The organism is Pseudomonas sp. LPB4.O (assembly GCF_038383825.1).
Taxonomy (GTDB): domain Bacteria; phylum Pseudomonadota; class Gammaproteobacteria; order Pseudomonadales; family Pseudomonadaceae; genus Aquipseudomonas; species Aquipseudomonas putida.
In genome coordinates this window covers 2,557,379-2,573,068 of sequence record NZ_CP151298.1, presented here as the reverse complement: position 1 = coordinate 2,573,068, position 15,690 = coordinate 2,557,379, and the positions used below count along the sequence as shown (strand labels likewise).

General features: G+C 60.1%; 14 protein-coding genes. 2 read left to right on the top strand and 12 right to left on the bottom strand.

The window, feature by feature from the left end:
* Positions 1-17: 17 nt before the first annotated feature.
* On the top strand, positions 18-968 hold the full coding sequence (locus tag MRBLPB4O_RS11520) for an SDR family NAD(P)-dependent oxidoreductase (protein WP_341798512.1): 951 nt from the start codon (positions 18-20) through the stop codon (positions 966-968).
* Positions 969-1,044: 76 nt separating this feature from the next.
* Complete coding sequence (locus MRBLPB4O_RS11515; RefSeq protein ID WP_341798876.1) at positions 1,045-1,956, top strand: LysR family transcriptional regulator; 912 nt, start codon at positions 1,045-1,047, stop codon at positions 1,954-1,956.
* A gap of 48 nt (positions 1,957-2,004) precedes the next feature.
* On the opposite strand, the gene MRBLPB4O_RS11510 is transcribed toward MRBLPB4O_RS11515, so the two are convergent.
* From MRBLPB4O_RS11510 to MRBLPB4O_RS11455, 12 genes are all read right to left on the bottom strand, one after another.
* Positions 2,005-3,540, bottom strand: coding sequence for a long-chain fatty acid--CoA ligase (locus MRBLPB4O_RS11510; RefSeq protein WP_341798511.1), 1,536 nt, complete (start codon positions 3,538-3,540; stop codon positions 2,005-2,007).
* Between the two features lie 120 nt (positions 3,541-3,660).
* The gene (locus tag MRBLPB4O_RS11505) at positions 3,661-4,593 is read right to left on the bottom strand and encodes an FAD-binding protein (RefSeq protein WP_341798510.1); all 933 of its coding nucleotides are present in this window, start codon (positions 4,591-4,593) and stop codon (positions 3,661-3,663) included.
* Positions 4,594-5,343: an electron transfer flavoprotein subunit beta/FixA family protein gene (locus tag MRBLPB4O_RS11500; RefSeq protein WP_341798509.1), complete on the bottom strand. Its 750-nt coding sequence runs from the start codon at positions 5,341-5,343 to the stop codon at positions 4,594-4,596.
* A 540-nt stretch (positions 5,344-5,883) separates the two neighbouring features.
* Positions 5,884-7,017, bottom strand: coding sequence for an acyl-CoA dehydrogenase (locus tag MRBLPB4O_RS11495; RefSeq protein WP_341798508.1), 1,134 nt, complete (start codon positions 7,015-7,017; stop codon positions 5,884-5,886).
* Between the two features lie 28 nt (positions 7,018-7,045).
* Complete coding sequence (locus tag MRBLPB4O_RS11490; RefSeq protein ID WP_341798507.1) at positions 7,046-8,242, bottom strand: acyl-CoA dehydrogenase family protein; 1,197 nt, start codon at positions 8,240-8,242, stop codon at positions 7,046-7,048.
* 13 nt (positions 8,243-8,255) lie between these two features.
* Entirely contained in the window at positions 8,256-9,125 is an 870-nt protein-coding gene (locus tag MRBLPB4O_RS11485) for a MaoC/PaaZ C-terminal domain-containing protein (protein WP_341798506.1), read from the bottom strand.
* A 70-nt stretch (positions 9,126-9,195) separates the two neighbouring features.
* Positions 9,196-10,113 carry an SDR family NAD(P)-dependent oxidoreductase gene (locus tag MRBLPB4O_RS11480; protein ID WP_341798505.1) on the bottom strand — a complete coding sequence of 306 codons (918 nt, stop codon included), beginning with the start codon at positions 10,111-10,113 and terminating at the stop codon, positions 9,196-9,198.
* A gap of 63 nt (positions 10,114-10,176) precedes the next feature.
* Positions 10,177-10,989, bottom strand: a complete 813-nt coding sequence (locus MRBLPB4O_RS11475) for an enoyl-CoA hydratase (protein WP_341798504.1) — start codon at positions 10,987-10,989, stop codon at positions 10,177-10,179.
* A gap of 10 nt (positions 10,990-10,999) precedes the next feature.
* On the bottom strand, positions 11,000-12,163 hold the full coding sequence (locus tag MRBLPB4O_RS11470) for an acyl-CoA dehydrogenase family protein (RefSeq protein ID WP_341798503.1): 1,164 nt from the start codon (positions 12,161-12,163) through the stop codon (positions 11,000-11,002).
* 17 nt (positions 12,164-12,180) lie between these two features.
* Positions 12,181-13,335 (bottom strand): acyl-CoA dehydrogenase family protein, encoded by a 1,155-nt coding sequence (locus MRBLPB4O_RS11465; RefSeq protein WP_341798502.1) that lies wholly within the window; start codon positions 13,333-13,335, stop codon positions 12,181-12,183.
* Between the two features lie 2 nt (positions 13,336-13,337).
* On the bottom strand, positions 13,338-14,534 hold the full coding sequence (locus MRBLPB4O_RS11460) for an acyl-CoA dehydrogenase family protein (RefSeq protein WP_341798501.1): 1,197 nt from the start codon (positions 14,532-14,534) through the stop codon (positions 13,338-13,340).
* A gap of 10 nt (positions 14,535-14,544) precedes the next feature.
* Positions 14,545-15,690, bottom strand: a complete 1,146-nt coding sequence (locus MRBLPB4O_RS11455; protein WP_341798500.1) for a CaiB/BaiF CoA-transferase family protein — start codon at positions 15,688-15,690, stop codon at positions 14,545-14,547.

Genomic DNA, 15,690 nt, shown 5'->3' with positions numbered 1-15,690 from the left:
TAAAAAGTGAGGATCATATGACTGCAATTGACTTCACCAACCGGGTCGCAATTGTCACCGGCGCCGGGGGTGGGCTAGGCCGTACTTTTGCAATGGCGCTGGCGGCCAGAGGCGCCGCAGTGGTCGTTAATGACCTGGGGGGACGTTTCGATGGCCAAGGTAGCTCGCCAGGCATGGCCGATCGGGTAGTTGAGGAAATTCGCACTGCGGGTGGCACGGCTGTCGCCAGTTACGACTCGGTGGCCAGCCGGGCCGGTGGCGAGAACATCGTGCAAATGGCACTGGATCATTTCGGCAAGGTCGATATCGTTATCAATAATGCCGGTCACCTGCGTAACGCTTGCTTCGAGGACATCGATGACGACACCCTCGACTCGATCATCGATGTCCACCTCAAAGGCGCTGTCTACGTCACCCAGCCCGCATACAAAGTCATGAAAAAGCACGGTTATGGCCGGGTAGTCTTCACGTCCTCTGCCGCCGCTGCGTTCGGTAACCCTCAGCAGGCCGCTTATGCCGCCGCCAAAGCCGGGCTGCTGGGTATCATGAATGTACTTGCGCTGGAAGGTCGCGCACACGGTATACAGTGCAACGCCTTGTTGCCGGTCGCCACAAGTCGTATGGAGGCCGCGATGGACCCAAAGCAGCTCGCTGCGTTCACCGCGCAATATGCCGCTTTGGGTGAGAAACTGGGCACTTCCTACCTGCCCGAGTTCGTTACCCCGTTAGTGGTCTACCTCGCGAGCGAGGCCTGCTCCAGCACACGGGCGATCTACTCTGCAGCGCTGGGTCGCTATGCCCGCGCCTTTATCGGGCTATCGAAAGGCTGGGCGGGCCCACGAGACAATCCGGTGAGCGCAGAACTGCTGGCCGAACACTTCCAGCAGATCAGCGATATCAGTCAGTACAGCGTGCCTGAATCCTTGTCCGATGAATTCGCAATTATTGAACAGACGCTCGGCCACTAGCCGTACTCAAGGATTGTCCTGTTAGAATCCATGCAGTTTGCTTAGGCGGGAGAGGGATTTGGACAAGCTGCGCTGCATGGAAGTTTTCATGGCTGTCGTCGATCACGGCAGCCTCAGCAGTGCAGCAACTGCATTGGGCCTTTCCCCCTCGATGGTTTCCACCCATCTGAGCAACCTTGAGCGCACCTTGGCGGTGCGGCTGCTGAACCGTACCACACGGCGCATCAACCTCACCGATGAAGGTACGATCTACTATGCGCATTGCCGCCATCTGCATGACGAGATCGCCGACGTCGAGTCTTTGCTGGCCGGCTCGCACGTGCAGCCCCGTGGGCGGCTACGGGTCGATGCGCCAAGCATCATCAGCCAGTACCTGGTGGTGCCTTTACTTTCGCTGTTTCGCAGCCGCTACCCGGATATCCAACTCGACTTTTCAGACTCCGAGCAGCTTTACGACACGGTCGAAAGCCAACACGATGTGATCCTGCGCCTCGGCCCATTAGGCGACTCGAGCATGATCGCCCGTCAGCTTGGCCATACCCCGCTGCTCACGGTCGCCTCGCCTCGGTACCTTGCGACGTGCAAGATGCCGCAAGTTCCAGAAGACCTGCTTGAACATGCCTGCATCAGCTATAGAAACACCAGGACCGGTCGCATGCACCCATGGGCTTTCGAGCAGCATGGGCATCGCAAGACACTGGACCTGCCGTGCAGCCTGTCCATCACCCAAGGGTGCATCCAGATCGAGGCGGCGCTCGATGGGCAGGGCATCATGCAAGGCATGGGGTTTTATCTGGAGGAGCACTTGCGCAGTGGCGCGCTTTGCCAGGTGCTCCCGGACTGGGCCATGACTGCGCCGACCATGGAGCTGCTATACCCGCAAGGCCGGAGGGCGTCGAGCAAGATCCACGCGTTCGTCGATTTCATGCTCGAGCACTACCCAACGGGTAGACAGATCGCAGCCCCAGCCCGTGCCCACGTCGGGTGACCGGGACTACCGCCGGGGGAGCTCCAACGGTAGCGCAGCCTCAGCTAGTTATGCAGAAAACAACTGCCGCAGCGCAATTTTATTGACCTTGCCACTGGGCAAGCGCGGGAGTTCGGCCACGAAATCCACGCTGGTGGGCCGCTTGTAACGCGCGATGCGCGTACCGGAGTACTCGATGAGCTCATCGGCGGTTAACTCGGCACCGTCCTTGAGGACCACGATAGCCTTTACGGTCTCCCCCCACTTTTCATGTGCAACGCCGATGACTGCAGCGTCGCCAACCTGCGGATGGAACATCAGCGCCTGCTCGACTTCCTGGCAATAGATATTCTCACCGCCGGAAATGATCATGTCCTTCTTGCGGTCGACCAAGTACAAAAAGCCTTGCTCGTCACGCCAGGCCATATCCCCTGTGCGCAACCAGCCATCGCGCAGCGCGTCCAACGTGGCTGCGTTGTTGTTCCAGTAGTAAGCCAGGTTGGCAGGCGAGCGGATCCAGATCTCGCCAGGAGTACCGTCGGGGCAATCCTGCTCGTGGTCATCGACAATGCGGATGTCGCAATAGGCCATGGCCTGGCCTATTGAGCCCAGCCGTCGCAGGTCATCCTCGTTACCTTCTAGCTTGTGGAGATGACGGGGCAAGACGGTACCGCTGGTTTCAGTCATACCCCAGGAGTTGACGAAGATCGGCCCGAGCAGCTCGACACCGCGACGCAGCACAGCCACAGGCATCGGGGCAGCGGCATACAGGATGGTTTCCAGGCTGGACAAGTCGTAATCGCGGATGTCCGGCAGGTCCAGCACCTGTTGCACGATGGTCGGTGCCATGTGCACGGTGACTACACGCTCGCGCTCTATGGTTCGTAGCACCTCGCGGGCATCGAACTTGCGGTGCAGCACGACGCAGCCAGCATGCCAGAACTCCGACAGCATCATTGAAATACCGCCAGCATGGAACATGGGCATCATCACCAAGACACGGCCGTTGATGCGCACATCCATGACCTCGGCCTGATTCTGCGCCAATGCAAGGTCGCCACGCTGGCTACGCGCCGCACCTTTGGGGCGTCCCGTGGTGCCACTGGTGTAGACCAGATGGACGATATCCTCAGCCGTCGCGCGCAACGGGGCGCCGGCGGTATCCGCCTCGGCCATCACCACCTCATAAGGCTGCGCCCAGGGCGGGCAGGCAGTACCTATGCACAGATAGTGTTCAACAGACTTCAATTGCGGCCGCAGCCCGTCGATCACATCGGCGTATTGGTCTTCAAATACCAATACCCGGGGGGCGCTGTCCTGCAGGATGTATTCGATCTCAGGGGCAGCAAGCCGAAAATTGACAGTTGCGCAGATGTAACCGGTCAGCTGGCACGCGCCGTATACGTCGAAATACTCGTTGCAATTCATCGCCAGGACCGCGACGCGGTCTTGATGGCGCATGCCGCGCGCATAAAGTGCAGATGACAATCTCCGGGCACGTTCCAGCAATTGCACATAGGTGATGCGGCGATCGTCGTAGACCACCGCCTCTTGATGGGGAAACAGGCGCGCGTTGCGTTCCAGCAACTCACCGAGTGTCTTCATTATTATCTCTTTTGCTGATGAGGCCTGGGTGGGCAGCCTGGCAACCGTGCAAGGTGCAGGGATCTGCCCCACCTGAAGGGGCGTACACAGTTTACTGAAATCCTGCGACGCCCGGGTTCATCACTTTAGGCTTGCGGTCAACTCCGGTACAGCCTCGAACAGGTCAGCGACCAGGCCGTAATCAGCCACCTGGAAAATCGGCGCCTCTTCGTCTTTGTTGATCGCGACAATCACCTTGGAATCTTTCATGCCGGCCAGGTGCTGAATGGCACCTGAGATGCCTACGGCGATGTACAGCTGCGGCGCGACGATCTTGCCGGTTTGGCCCACCTGCATGTCATTAGGTACAAAACCCGCATCGACTGCAGCACGCGATGCACCCACCGCAGCGCCGAGTGTATCGGCGAGGCTGTAGAGGTGCTTGAAGTTGTCGCCGTTGCCCATACCGCGGCCGCCAGAAACGACGATTTTTGCTGCGGTCAGTTCGGGGCGATCGGACTTGGCCAATGTTTCTTCAAGGAAGGTAGAAGTGCCTGCATCATGCACAGCATTGACGATTTCAACACTGGCACGACCGCCCTGCCCGGCCACTGCATCAAACCCAGTGCTGCGCACGGTGATCACCTTCACTGCGGCGCTCGACTGCACGGTCGCGATGGCGTTACCCGCATACACCGGGCGCTGGAAGGTGTCGGCCGATACGACCGCGGTGATTTCAGAGATCTGGTCTACGTCCAGCAGCGCTGCGACACGGGGCAACACGTTCTTGCCGTTGGTGGTCGCCGGGGCGAGCACATGGCTGTACGCTGCCGCCAGCTCGACGACAAGCGGCGCAAGATTTTCAGGCAGCCGGTGGGCGTAGGCAGGATGGTCGGCAACCAGGACCTTGGCCACGTCAGCAATCGTGGCAGCGCTTTCAGCGACACCACCGACGTTCTGGCCTGCGACCAGTATGTGCACATCACCACCAATCTGGGCGGCAGCTGCAACCGTGTTCAGGGTGGCCGGTGCTACGGCGCCGTTCTCATGTTCAGCGATAACCAGGATAGTCATTCAGATTACCTTCGCTTCGTTTTTCAGTTTCTCGACCAGTTCAGCCACCGACTTGACCTTGATACCCGCACCGCGTACCGCAGGGGCCTCGACCTTGACAGTCTGCAAGGTTGTCGTCAGCGCCACGCCCAGTGCATCTGGCGTTACAGTTTCCAGTGGTTTTTTCTTGGCCTTCATGATGTTGGGCAGCGAGGCATAGCGTGGCTCGTTAAGGCGCAGGTCGGTGGTAACGATCGCTGGCAGTTTCAGGGCCACCGTCTGCAGGCCGCCATCAATTTCGCGGGTAACGTTGAGTGTGTCGCCAGCGATCTCGACCTTCGAAGCGAAGGTGCCTTGAGGGTACCCGCTGAGCGCAGCCAGCATTTGACCGGTCTGGTTGTTGTCACTGTCAATGGCTTGCTTGCCAAGGATCACCAGCTGCGGCTGCTCCTTGTCCACCACCGCCTTGAGCGCTTTGGCGATAGCCAGGGAGCCGAGGTCGTCGCCCGCCTCTACCAGGATGGCCCGGTCAGCACCCAGGGCCAGCGCGGTACGCAATTGTTCCTGCGCAACATTTGAACCCACGCTGACCACGATGACTTCAGTGGCCACCCCTTTTTCTTTCAGACGAACCGCTTCTTCTACCGCAATTTCGCAAAAAGGGTTCAGGGCCATCTTGACGTTGGCCAGGTCGACGCCCGAGTTATCCGCTTTGACGCGAACCTTGACGTTGTAGTCGACCACACGCTTCACAGCTACCAGAACTTTCATCGCAACCTCGCATCTATACGAACGTTATTCATGATGTTGAACAAAGTTCGGAGGGTTGTCAAACCTTCTGATACGGTTGAACAGCACGCATCGCGACCATTCGTCTTCTGCTGCTGGCAGGTCTGCGCACACATGCTATTTATATTTACAAACAGCGTTCAGTTTACTTTGATGCTGTGGCAAGATCCGGATAGCGCCTGACCTGCCCTCCAAGGGACCACGCATCCTGACCGAGGGACAGGCGCTACCCATTCCAATAACACTGCTCAGAAGCAGGTATAAACGACATGAAGCTATCTTTACCCTTGAGCCTTTCGCTGTCGGTTTTCGCACTGGTCATCGTCGCCCACTTTGTCGTCGAAGCTCGACAGATGGAACTGCGAGCACGCATCGCGGCATGTCATGCCCAGCCTTATACCTGCAACACCCCCTCTGCGAGTCTGGCGATGCTCCGCTAAACCCTGCGAATTCACCTCCAACGCAAACCGGGCCGCTAGGCGGCCCGGTGTATGTGTGCGTACGAACAAGGCGCAGCCGCGGCTACATCAGCGAACCATATCGCTCGGTGTGGTGATCGCTATCCCCCCAACTCATATCGATCGTGGTCAGACGCTTGAAGTACCAACCGGCCGCCAGTTCATCAGTCATGCCCATGCCACCATGCAACTGGGTGGCCTGTTGCCCGATAACCCTACCCGCGCGCCCCACCAGTGTCTTGGCCGCTGATACCGCCCGCGCACGCTCATCGGCACGGGCATTGTCGAGGTTGGCGGCGGCATAATGGGTAATGGACCGCGCCTGCTCACTCAGACCAAGCATCTCTGCCACACGATGCTGCAACGCCTGGAAACTGCCAATGGGTTTGCCGAATTGCTTGCGCGTCTGCAAGTACTCGACTGTCAACTCAATCAAGCGGTCCATGCATCCAACCGCTTCTGCGCACAAGGCAAAGCAAGCTCGGTCTGCTGCCCACTCCAGATCCGCCAACCCCTTGTGCTCAACGCCCAACAGCGCCTCCCGGCTCACGCTGACGTCGGACAGTTCTATTTCAGCAACGCGCTGACCATCCAGCCCCGCAAAGCTGCGCACGTTGACACCAGGCGACCCTGCTTCAACCAGGAACAGGCTGATACCATCATGGTCGTCCTGCACCCCGCGGGTTCTGGCCGAAACGATCAACCAGTGGGCAGAGTCACCGTGTGAAACCACGCTCTTGCGTCCGTTCAAACGATAGCCAGTGCCCGTTTCACTGGCTTGGCACGTCACATCCGCCAGGTCAAAGCGGCTTTGTGGCTCAAGTGCAGCGAGGCTGACGCGGCACTCGCCGCGCGCCAGCAAAGGCAGCAACCGCTCTTTATGCTGCGCGCTGCCCACCCGCTGGAGCAACGGCCCCCCCACCAGCGCGGTGGCGAGAAAGGGTTCCAGTACCAGTCCGCGACCGAAGGCCTCCATCACCACCAGGGTTTCTTCGGCGCCGGCACCAAGACCGCCATATTGCTCATCCAGGCCAAGGGCCAGCAGACCCGTTTCAGCCAAGGACGACCAGTTGTCCTCGGACCAGCCTCGCGGGCTTTGGGCCAGGGTGCGGCGGGTCTCAAACTCATACTGACGCTCGACAAAGCGAGCGACCATGTCGGCGAGCATCTGTTGCTCTTCATCGAGGGAGAAGTCCATTGCAAAACCTCCAGGGCGTTAGCGCCGGTCACAAGCCAAGGGTCAATTTGCCAATAATGTTCTTCTGCACTTCCGTGGAGCCGCCGTAGATCGAGATCTTGCGCCAGTCCAGGTAGTGCGATGCCAACGCATTGAGCAGTTGCCCATTGGCAGTATCGACCTGCGTATCACCCTCCAGCGCCTGGGGTACGAACGGCACCGCGTAAGGGCCTGCGCACTCCATGATCAGCTCGGTCAGCCGCTGCTGTATCTCGGACCCACGGATTTTCAGCAGCGAAGCCTCAATCCCTTTGCCCTGGCCCTTGCCCTCCTGGTCGATCAAACGCAGCAGTGACCATTCATGGGCGTGCAGTTCCATCTCGATAGCGGCCACCTTGTCCCGAAACCGAACATCTTCAAGCAGCGGGCGGCCCTTCTTCTGGCTACTGGCAGCGATCTCCCGCAGTCGGCGCATGAAGCGCTTGCAGTTGCCTAGACCGGCGATGTTGGTGCGCTCATGCCCGAGCAGGTATTTAGCGATTCCCCAGCCTTTGTGCTCTTCGCCAACCAGGTTGTCACGGGGCACCCAGACATCATCGAAGAACACTTCGTTGACGTCGTGCCCGCCATCGAGCGTCTTGATCGGGCGTACCTGGATACCAGGGCTGGCCATGTCGATCAGCAGGAAAGAGATGCCCTCCTGCTGTCGGCCTTCATGATGGGTACGCACCAGGCAGAAAATCCAGTTTGCCCACTGGGCGAACGAGGTCCAGATCTTCTGGCCATTGACCCGGTACCCATCGCCACTGACTTCGGCGCGGCAGCGCAGCGCTGACAGATCAGAGCCAGCACCAGGTTCGGAGTAGCCCTGGCACCACCAGTCGCTCATGTCGAGGATGCGCGGAAGGAACCGGGCTTGCTGTTCCGGGGTGCCAAATTTCTGCAGCACCGGCGCCACCATCGACAACCCGAACGGCATTTGCCGGGGGGCACCTGCCGTGAAGCACTCCTCATCGAAAATATTACGTTGCGCAGCCGTCCAGCCGGTACCGCCAAAGGCTATCGGCCAGCCCGGCGCGCCCCAGCCCCGTTGCTGCAAGATGCGCTGCCAACGCACGTAATCCTCGCGCCCCAGGTGCTGAAAGTCCAACACCCGATCACGGATATCGGCCGGTAGCTCGCGCTCTACGAAGGCACGAACTTCCAGGCGAAACGCCAGTTCTTCGCTGCTTTGCTGAAAGTTCATCGACTCATACTCCTCAGGCGAGCTCGATCACGCCGTTGTTCAGCACAACGGTATCGCGGCTGTCGACACGAGCGCGCAGATGGACTTGGCTACCCTCGCCATTCCAGAACTGAAAGCGCAGCGTTTCGCCAGGATACACAGGCGAGGTAAAACGGGCGGCAATGCGCTTCAGCCGCCTGGCGTCGCCTTCAGCGCAGCGTTTGATTGCAGCGAACGCGGCCATGCCGTAGGTGGCCAGGCCATGCAGGATTGGTTGCTTGAAACCCGCACGCGCGGCGACTTCAGGGTCGGCATGCAACGGGTTGGCATCGCCAGACAGCCTGTAGATCAGCGCAGCCTGCGCAGGCGAGAGCAATTCATACTCGAAATCCGGAGCGCGGTCAGGCACGGCTGGCAGGCTTTGCGGCGGCTCATCGCTGCGGCCACCTTGGGCGGTATAGCCGCCATCGCCACGCAAGAACGACACCTGGCGCGTCTGGGCAATGCGCTCGCCGCTGGCCGCGTCGATGATATCGCGCAGCAGCTCGACGATCGCGCCCTTGCCTTCGCCTTTGTCACAGATGCGATTGACCTGGGTGCGGCTGATGACCGTGCCGCTTACTGGCATGGGCATGAACCAGCGGGTGTCTTGCTCGCCGTGTACCAGTTTCAGGTAATTGACACCGGTCTCGGGGTTGGTCATCCATGGCTTTGGCCAGGCAATCGCCGCCGCCAAGGTTGGCACCGCCTGAAGTCCTTCCTCAAAGGTGAACCGCAGATGGACAGGATCCATCGGGTCGCCACCAACTCCCAGACCCAGCGCATAAAGGATGGTGTCGCGCTCCGTGTACGTGCGCGTGACCTCTTCAATGGGCCAGTGCTTGACGCGTTCATAGTTCAGCATAGGGTTAGCTCGTAGTCGGGTCTCAGGCTCGCCCCACCGGCGGCGCCGATGGGGATCGGTCGCGTAGGGCTCAGATCGGTTCCCAGCTGTAGACGTCATGGGTCTGGTGCAATGGCAGGAAGCTCGAGCGCAAGGCCGGAATGGCGTGCTCGGCGACATCGCGCGGGGTCCAACCGTTGTCACGGTGCACCGAACGGGTTACGCGAGGCTGGCTGACCAACATGATTTCATTGGCGCGCACGTAGAAAATTTGCCCAGAAACATCCTGGGCCTGGTCGGATGCCAGGAACACAGCCAGTGGCGCTTGGCGCGATGGATGCATCATGCGTTCCATGCGCTCGGCTTGCAGTTTTTTCTCTGGCGTATCGGTGGGCACCGCGCCAATCATGCGGCTCCAGGCAGCTGGTGAGATGCAATTGGAACGCACGCCGAAGTTGGCCATGTCCAGCGCAATGGCCTTGGACATACCGACGATCCCCATCTTCGCCGCTGCGTAGTTGACCTGCCCGATGTTCCCTACCAGACCGGTATTGGACGTCATGTGGATATAGCAACCCGAGCTTTGGCTGCGGAAGTGCGGCGCGGCTGCGCGTGCCATGAAGAACGAGCCGTTGAGGTGCACGTTGAGCACAGCTTGCCATTCCTGCTCGTCCATTTTATGGAACATGCGGTCGCGCAGGATACCGGCGTTGTTCACCACCGTGTCGATACGGCCGAAGGTGTCCATGGCGGTCTGCACGATACGGTGTGCCGAGTCCCAACCCGCCACGCTGTCGGTGCTGGCAACCGCCTCACCGCCAGCGGCCTTGATTTCGTCGACCACGCGCTGGGCCGGCCCTGCATCCTGGCCCTCGCCATGCACGGACGAACCCAGGTCATTGACCACGACACGTGCACCCTCGGCAGCCATGGCCAGCGCGATGGCGCGGCCGATGCCGTTACCTGCGCCGGTGACTACAACCACTTTGCCTTCAACCATTCCACTCATTGCGTATTCCTCTTGTTGTTAGTTGTGCCGTTACGCACCGGGGGTGCGCTGGGCCTTGTACGCTTAGCATTCGTCGTCAGGGAACTGCGGTGGGCGCTTTTCCATGAAGCTGGCGATACCCTCCCTGTAATCCGGCCCCTGATTGGCAATGGGCATGTCCAGACCAGCGCTCATGACGGCCTCATGGCAGGTCTGGAACGGCACCTCCCACAACTGCTGCTTCATCACGCGCATCGAGCGTGGTGAGCAGTTCTGAGCCAGGTCGCGAGCGTAGGCATAGGTATGCTCAGCCAGTTGCTCGGCCGGCACCGCGAGGTTTACCAAGCCCATGCGTTGTGCTTCCACGCCCTTGATCTTGCGGCCGGACAGCAACAGGTCCAGCGCATGAGCCTGGCCAACATGGTGCTCCAGGATCCAGGCCATGCCGTACTCAGCGGTAAGGCCACGGCGGGCGAACGCAGTGGTGATCGTGGCGTCTTCGGCAGCGAAACGAATATCACAGAACAACGCATGGATCAGGCCGATGCCAACAGTGGCGCCATTGAGCATGGCGATCACCGGTTTGGGGATGGCCGGGTAGTAAGAGCACCGCGTCTGCCAGTCGGCTCGCTTGCGCATGTCGAAGGGCCGCGGCAGCTTGGTCATCAGGCCGTTGGGGTCACCGCCGAAGCTGTTGATGTCACCACCCGCACAAAATGCCTTGCCGGCTCCGGTGAAGACAATCACGCGCACACCCTTGTCCGCTCCCGCCGCCTGCATGGCGTCATACACTTCGGTCGCCACCTGGTCATTCCAGCTGTTGAGCTGGTCAGGCCGATTGATGGTGATGGTGGCGATGCGGTCCTTGACCTCATAGAGAATGCTCTCGTAGCTCATGCCAGCTCCCTCAAAACGACCGTGGCAAACCGAGGATGTGCTCGGCTACATAGGACAGGATCAGGTTGGTGGAGATCGGGGCCACCTGATAAAGGCGAGTCTCGCGGAACTTGCGCTCTACATCGTATTCACAGGCAAAGCCGAAGCCGCCATGGGTTTGCAGGCAAGCGTTGGCCGCTTTCCAGGATGAAGTAGCCGCCAAGTGCTTGGCCATGTTGGCCTCGGCCCCGCACGGCTGATGTGCGTCAAACAGCTCGCAGGCGCGGTAACGCATCAGGTCGGCAGCCCGAATATCCATGTAGGCTTCAGCGATGGGGAACTGGATGCCCTGGTTTTTCCCGATTGGCCGGTCGAACACCACACGGTCATTGGCATACCGGGTCGCACGGTCGACAAACCAGTAGCCATCACCGATGCATTCGGCGGCGATAAGGGTGCGCTCGGCGTTGAGCCCGTCGAGAATGTACTTGAACCCTTGGCCTTCCTCGCCAATCAGGTTCTCCTCCGGGATCTCGAGGTTATCGAAGAACAGCTCGTTGGTCTCGTGGTTGACCATATTGGGAATAGGCCGGACATCCAGGCCTTTGCCGATGGCGTCGTGCAGGTCGACCAGGAAGCAGGACAGGCCTTCGGACTTTTTCTTCACATCGGCCAGCGGCGTGGTACGCGCCAGCAGGATCATCATGTCCGAGTGCTGGACGCGGGAAATCCATACCTTTTGCCCGTTGACCACGTAACGATCACCCTTCTTGACCGCTGTGGTACGTAGCTTGGTGGTATCGGTGCCGGTGGTAGGCTCGGTCACGGCCATGGACTGCAGGCGCAATTCGCCACTGGCGATCTTGGGCAGATACTTGCGTTTCTGTGCGTCGGAACCATTACGCAACAGGGTATTCATGTTGTACATCTGGCCATGGCAGAACCCGGAGTTGCCGCCATTGCGGTTGATCTCCTCCATGATCACCGAGGCTTCAGCCAGCCCTAGCCCCGAACCACCGTATTCTTCGGGAATCAAAGCGGCCATCCAACCCGCCTTGGTCAGTGCGTCGACGAACGCTTCAGGGTAGACCCGCGCATGGTCGATCTGACGCCAGTATTCATCAGGAAATTCGCCACACAGGCCTCGCAGGGAGTCACGCAGTTCACGGTACGGATCGTTTGCGTCATGTTTCATAGCGTTCTCTCGTCGATTCAAGCGTCTGCGGCGATCAGGCCGCCATCGCTAGCCAGTTGCGCCAAATGGTGGTCGGCATCGCCGAACAGTATTTCGATCATGGACAGGCGGCGCATGTAATGACCCACCTGACATTCCTCGGTGACGCCGATTCCACCGTGCAACTGCACAGCCTGTTGCGCCACGAAGCGTGCCGAACGGTTGATCTGCACTTTGGCCGCAGCGATGGCACGGCGACGCTCAAGGGCGTCGCCATCGTTCACCATCATGCTGGCGTAATAGGCCATGCTGCGCGCCTGCTCGATCATTACCAACATGTCCACGGCGCTGTGCTGCAGCGCCTGGAACGAGCCGATCAACACCCCAAACTGCTTGCGAACCTTGAGGTACTCGACCGTCATGTCGAAAGCCTGCTGCATGGCCCCGACCGCCTCGGCGCACAACGCAGCCACGGCGCGATCCACCGCCTGTTCGATCAGCGGCAAGGCCTGCCGTGATGATCCCAGCAGCGCCGCCAGCGGCAGGCGCACGCCATCAAGCGTAATGTCCGCAGCGCGAAGGCGATCCTGGGTCTGGTAACCCCGGCGGCTAACACCTGCGGTTTTGGCATCAACGATGAAGAGCGCGATGCCATCGGCGTCCCGGCGTTCACCGCTGGTGCGGGCGGAGATAATCAACTGGTCTGCACAGTCGCCATGCAACACAAAGCGTTTGCAGCCATCAAGCACCCAATGGTCACCCTCGCGGCGCGCCCGCGTAGCGACATCTGCCAAGTCGTAACGTGCCTGGGCTTCGCTGTGGGCAAAAGCCAACAGACGCTCGCCGGCGATCAGGGGTGGGAGGATCTCGGCCCGCTGCTGCGCATCGCCAGCACTGGCCAACAACCCACCGGCGAGCACCACGCTGGCCAGGTAAGGCTCAAGCAACAGTCCGCGGCCCACCGCTTCCATGACAATCATGGTTTCAGCTGGACCACCGTCAAAGCCACCATCGGCCTCGGTAAACGGCAGACCCAGCAAGCCCAAGTCGGCGTAGCGAGCCCACAGCTCCCGGCTCCAGCCTTCCTTCGTGTCCAGATAGCGACCGCGTTGCTCGAAGCCATAACGGTCGCCGACCAGGCGGTCGACCGCGTCCTTGAGCATGCGCTGTTCTTCATTGAAATCGAAATTCATGCTTAGAGTCCGAGCAGAGTTTTGGCCAGGATGTTGTGCTGGATTTCGTTGGAGCCCCCGACAATGGAGACATGGCGCACCCAGTAGTAATTTGGCGCGATGGTGCGCGCCCAATCATCGTCATGCTGTACCTCGCGCTCACCCACCACGAACGCCTGGTCGTACTCAATCGCGTTGTAGCCTGCCACCTCCATCAACAGCTCAGTCGCCGCCTGTTGCAGTTGCGAGCCTTTCATTTTCAGGATCGAACTGCGCGGGTCTGGGGTGTGCCCGTACTTCTCGCTGTCGGCAATAACGCGCATCTGGGTCATTTCCAGGGCCTTGAGTTCAACCTCCAAGGCCGCGACCCGTTCGCGAAAGCGTGGTTGGTCCGCCAGAACGCTTGCGCCCGTGGCCACGCTGCGAGCCAGTTGCTTGGCCCGTCTTACGCGGAATTTCGACAGGCCGACCCGGGCGATGCCGCCGCGCTCACTACCGAGCAGGAACTTGGCGACATCCCAACCGCGGTTTTCCTCGCCAATCAGGTTGGCCACCGGAACCCGAACGTTATCCAGGAACATTTCGTTGGTTTCGTGGTGGCCATCGAGGGTGACAATCGGGCGAATTGAAATGCCAGGCGTCTTCATGTCCAGGAGCAGGAAACTGATGCCCTGCTGTTTCTTTGCCGTAGCGTCAGTGCGCACCAGCATGAAGCACCAATCAGCATGATGGGCCGTGGAGGTCCAGAGTTTCTGGCCATTGAGGACATAGTGATCACCCTCACGTACGGCGCTGGTACGCAATGAGGCAAGGTCCGATCCTGAACCAGGCTCGGAAAACCCTTGGCAGAACCAGTAGTCCATGTTCGCCACACGCGGCAGGAAATGTTCCTTCTGCGCTTGCGTCCCGAATGCAATCAAAACCGGGCCGATCATGTTCATGTTGAAAGAGATCGGCTCCGGCGCGGGCGCCATGTGCAGCTCTTCCTTGAAGATGTAGTGCTGGGTGGCACTCCAGGCCTGGCCGCCCCACTCGGGCGCCCAAGCCGGACAGGCCCAGCCCTTGGCGTTGAGGATTCGCACCCAGCTGACCATTTCTGCTTTCGAGAGTCGCTGGCCATATTCAACCTTGCGCCGAATCGACGCCGGCACTGCCGTTTTCAGAAAAGCCCTGACCTCATCGCGAAAAGCCAGTTCTTCCGGTGTAAATCGCAAATCCATAGGGGTTTCCTCAGTCGATGATGCCGGTGGCACGCAATTGCTCAACCCGCTCCGGGGTGAACCAGGCGGACAACGCGGCGTCGGTATTGGCTGGCGTGATGGGCTGCGGTGCGAAAGGCGTAACTGGCACACTGCGGGAAAAACGGGGCGCTGGCGCAGGTTGAGTCACACCGTCGACCACGATGAACGTGCCCCTGGCGCGCAAGTGCGGGTGCCCTGCGGCTTCAGAGAACGTCAGCACGCCGGTGGCACAAGCATCGCTGGCCTCGAGCACCGCCACCCATTCATCACGGCTTCGGGTACGGAAACGTGCGGCGAGCACCTTCTTGGCATTGGCCCACGCCTCGCGATCCATCTGATCGCCCAAGAGCTGCGGGTCCAGGTCCATCAGCCGCAGCAACTCGTCATAGAACTTGCTTTCGATCGGGCCAACGCTGATGAACTTGTCATCGGAACACAGGTAGCAGTCGTAGAACGGTGACCCACTGTCAGTAATGTTGGTGCCCCGCCCCTCTTTCCACATGCCAGCAGCCAGCATGCCAAAGAAGGTGCTCGCCAAGTGTGCAGCCCCATCGACGATGGCTGCATCAACCACCTGCCCTTTACCCGAGCCACGCGCCTCCAGGATGCCAGCCAGCAGACCGAGCGCGAGATACAGCGACCCTCCCGCGTAGTCCCCCACCAGATTCAACGGGATGCTCGGCGGTTGCCCTTCACGACCAATGGCATCGAGGATACCGGTCAAGGCCAGATAATTGAGGTCATGCCCAGCATATTTGGCCAGCGGGCCGTCCTGGCCCCAGCCGGTCATCCGGCCGTACACCAGGCGTGGGTTGCGCGCCAGGCAGTCATCCGGGCCCAGGCCCAAGCGTTCGGTCACCCCAGGGCGGAAACCCTCGATCAGTGCGTCGGCTTGTTCCACCAATTGCAGTACTGTCTCCACCCCGGCCGGGTCCTTGAGGTCGACGGCGACCGCGTAGCGGTTGCGCAGCAGGGTGTTGTACTGCAGCGGACGCTCGATACCGAGCTTGGCCGGCTGTTTACGATCGACGCGGATTACCGTTGCGCCCAGGTCTGCCAACAACATGGCGCACATCGGACCTGGGCCGATGCCGGCAAGCTCGACAACCTTGATTCCGGAAAGTGGCCCGGCCAT

Bases quoted from the DNA above. Each gene is read 5' to 3' on its own strand.
- MRBLPB4O_RS11520 (WP_341798512.1), top strand. From the start codon at position 18: ATGACTGCAATTGACTTCACCAACCGGGTCGCAATTGTCACCGGCGCC.
- MRBLPB4O_RS11515 (WP_341798876.1), top strand. From the start codon at position 1,045: ATGGAAGTTTTCATGGCTGTCGTCGATCACGGCAGCCTCAGCAGTGCA.
- MRBLPB4O_RS11510 (WP_341798511.1), bottom strand. From the start codon at position 3,540: ATGAAGACACTCGGTGAGTTGCTGGAACGCAACGCGCGCCTGTTTCCC.
- MRBLPB4O_RS11505 (WP_341798510.1), bottom strand. From the start codon at position 4,593: ATGACTATCCTGGTTATCGCTGAACATGAGAACGGCGCCGTAGCACCG.
- MRBLPB4O_RS11500 (WP_341798509.1), bottom strand. From the start codon at position 5,343: ATGAAAGTTCTGGTAGCTGTGAAGCGTGTGGTCGACTACAACGTCAAG.
- MRBLPB4O_RS11495 (WP_341798508.1), bottom strand. From the start codon at position 7,017: ATGGACTTCTCCCTCGATGAAGAGCAACAGATGCTCGCCGACATGGTC.
- MRBLPB4O_RS11490 (WP_341798507.1), bottom strand. From the start codon at position 8,242: ATGAACTTTCAGCAAAGCAGCGAAGAACTGGCGTTTCGCCTGGAAGTT.
- MRBLPB4O_RS11485 (WP_341798506.1), bottom strand. From the start codon at position 9,125: ATGCTGAACTATGAACGCGTCAAGCACTGGCCCATTGAAGAGGTCACG.
- MRBLPB4O_RS11480 (WP_341798505.1), bottom strand. From the start codon at position 10,113: ATGAGTGGAATGGTTGAAGGCAAAGTGGTTGTAGTCACCGGCGCAGGT.
- MRBLPB4O_RS11475 (WP_341798504.1), bottom strand. From the start codon at position 10,989: ATGAGCTACGAGAGCATTCTCTATGAGGTCAAGGACCGCATCGCCACC.
- MRBLPB4O_RS11470 (WP_341798503.1), bottom strand. From the start codon at position 12,163: ATGAAACATGACGCAAACGATCCGTACCGTGAACTGCGTGACTCCCTG.
- MRBLPB4O_RS11465 (WP_341798502.1), bottom strand. From the start codon at position 13,335: ATGAATTTCGATTTCAATGAAGAACAGCGCATGCTCAAGGACGCGGTC.
- MRBLPB4O_RS11460 (WP_341798501.1), bottom strand. From the start codon at position 14,534: ATGGATTTGCGATTTACACCGGAAGAACTGGCTTTTCGCGATGAGGTC.
- MRBLPB4O_RS11455 (WP_341798500.1), bottom strand. From the start codon at position 15,690: ATGGCCGGGCCACTTTCCGGAATCAAGGTTGTCGAGCTTGCCGGCATC.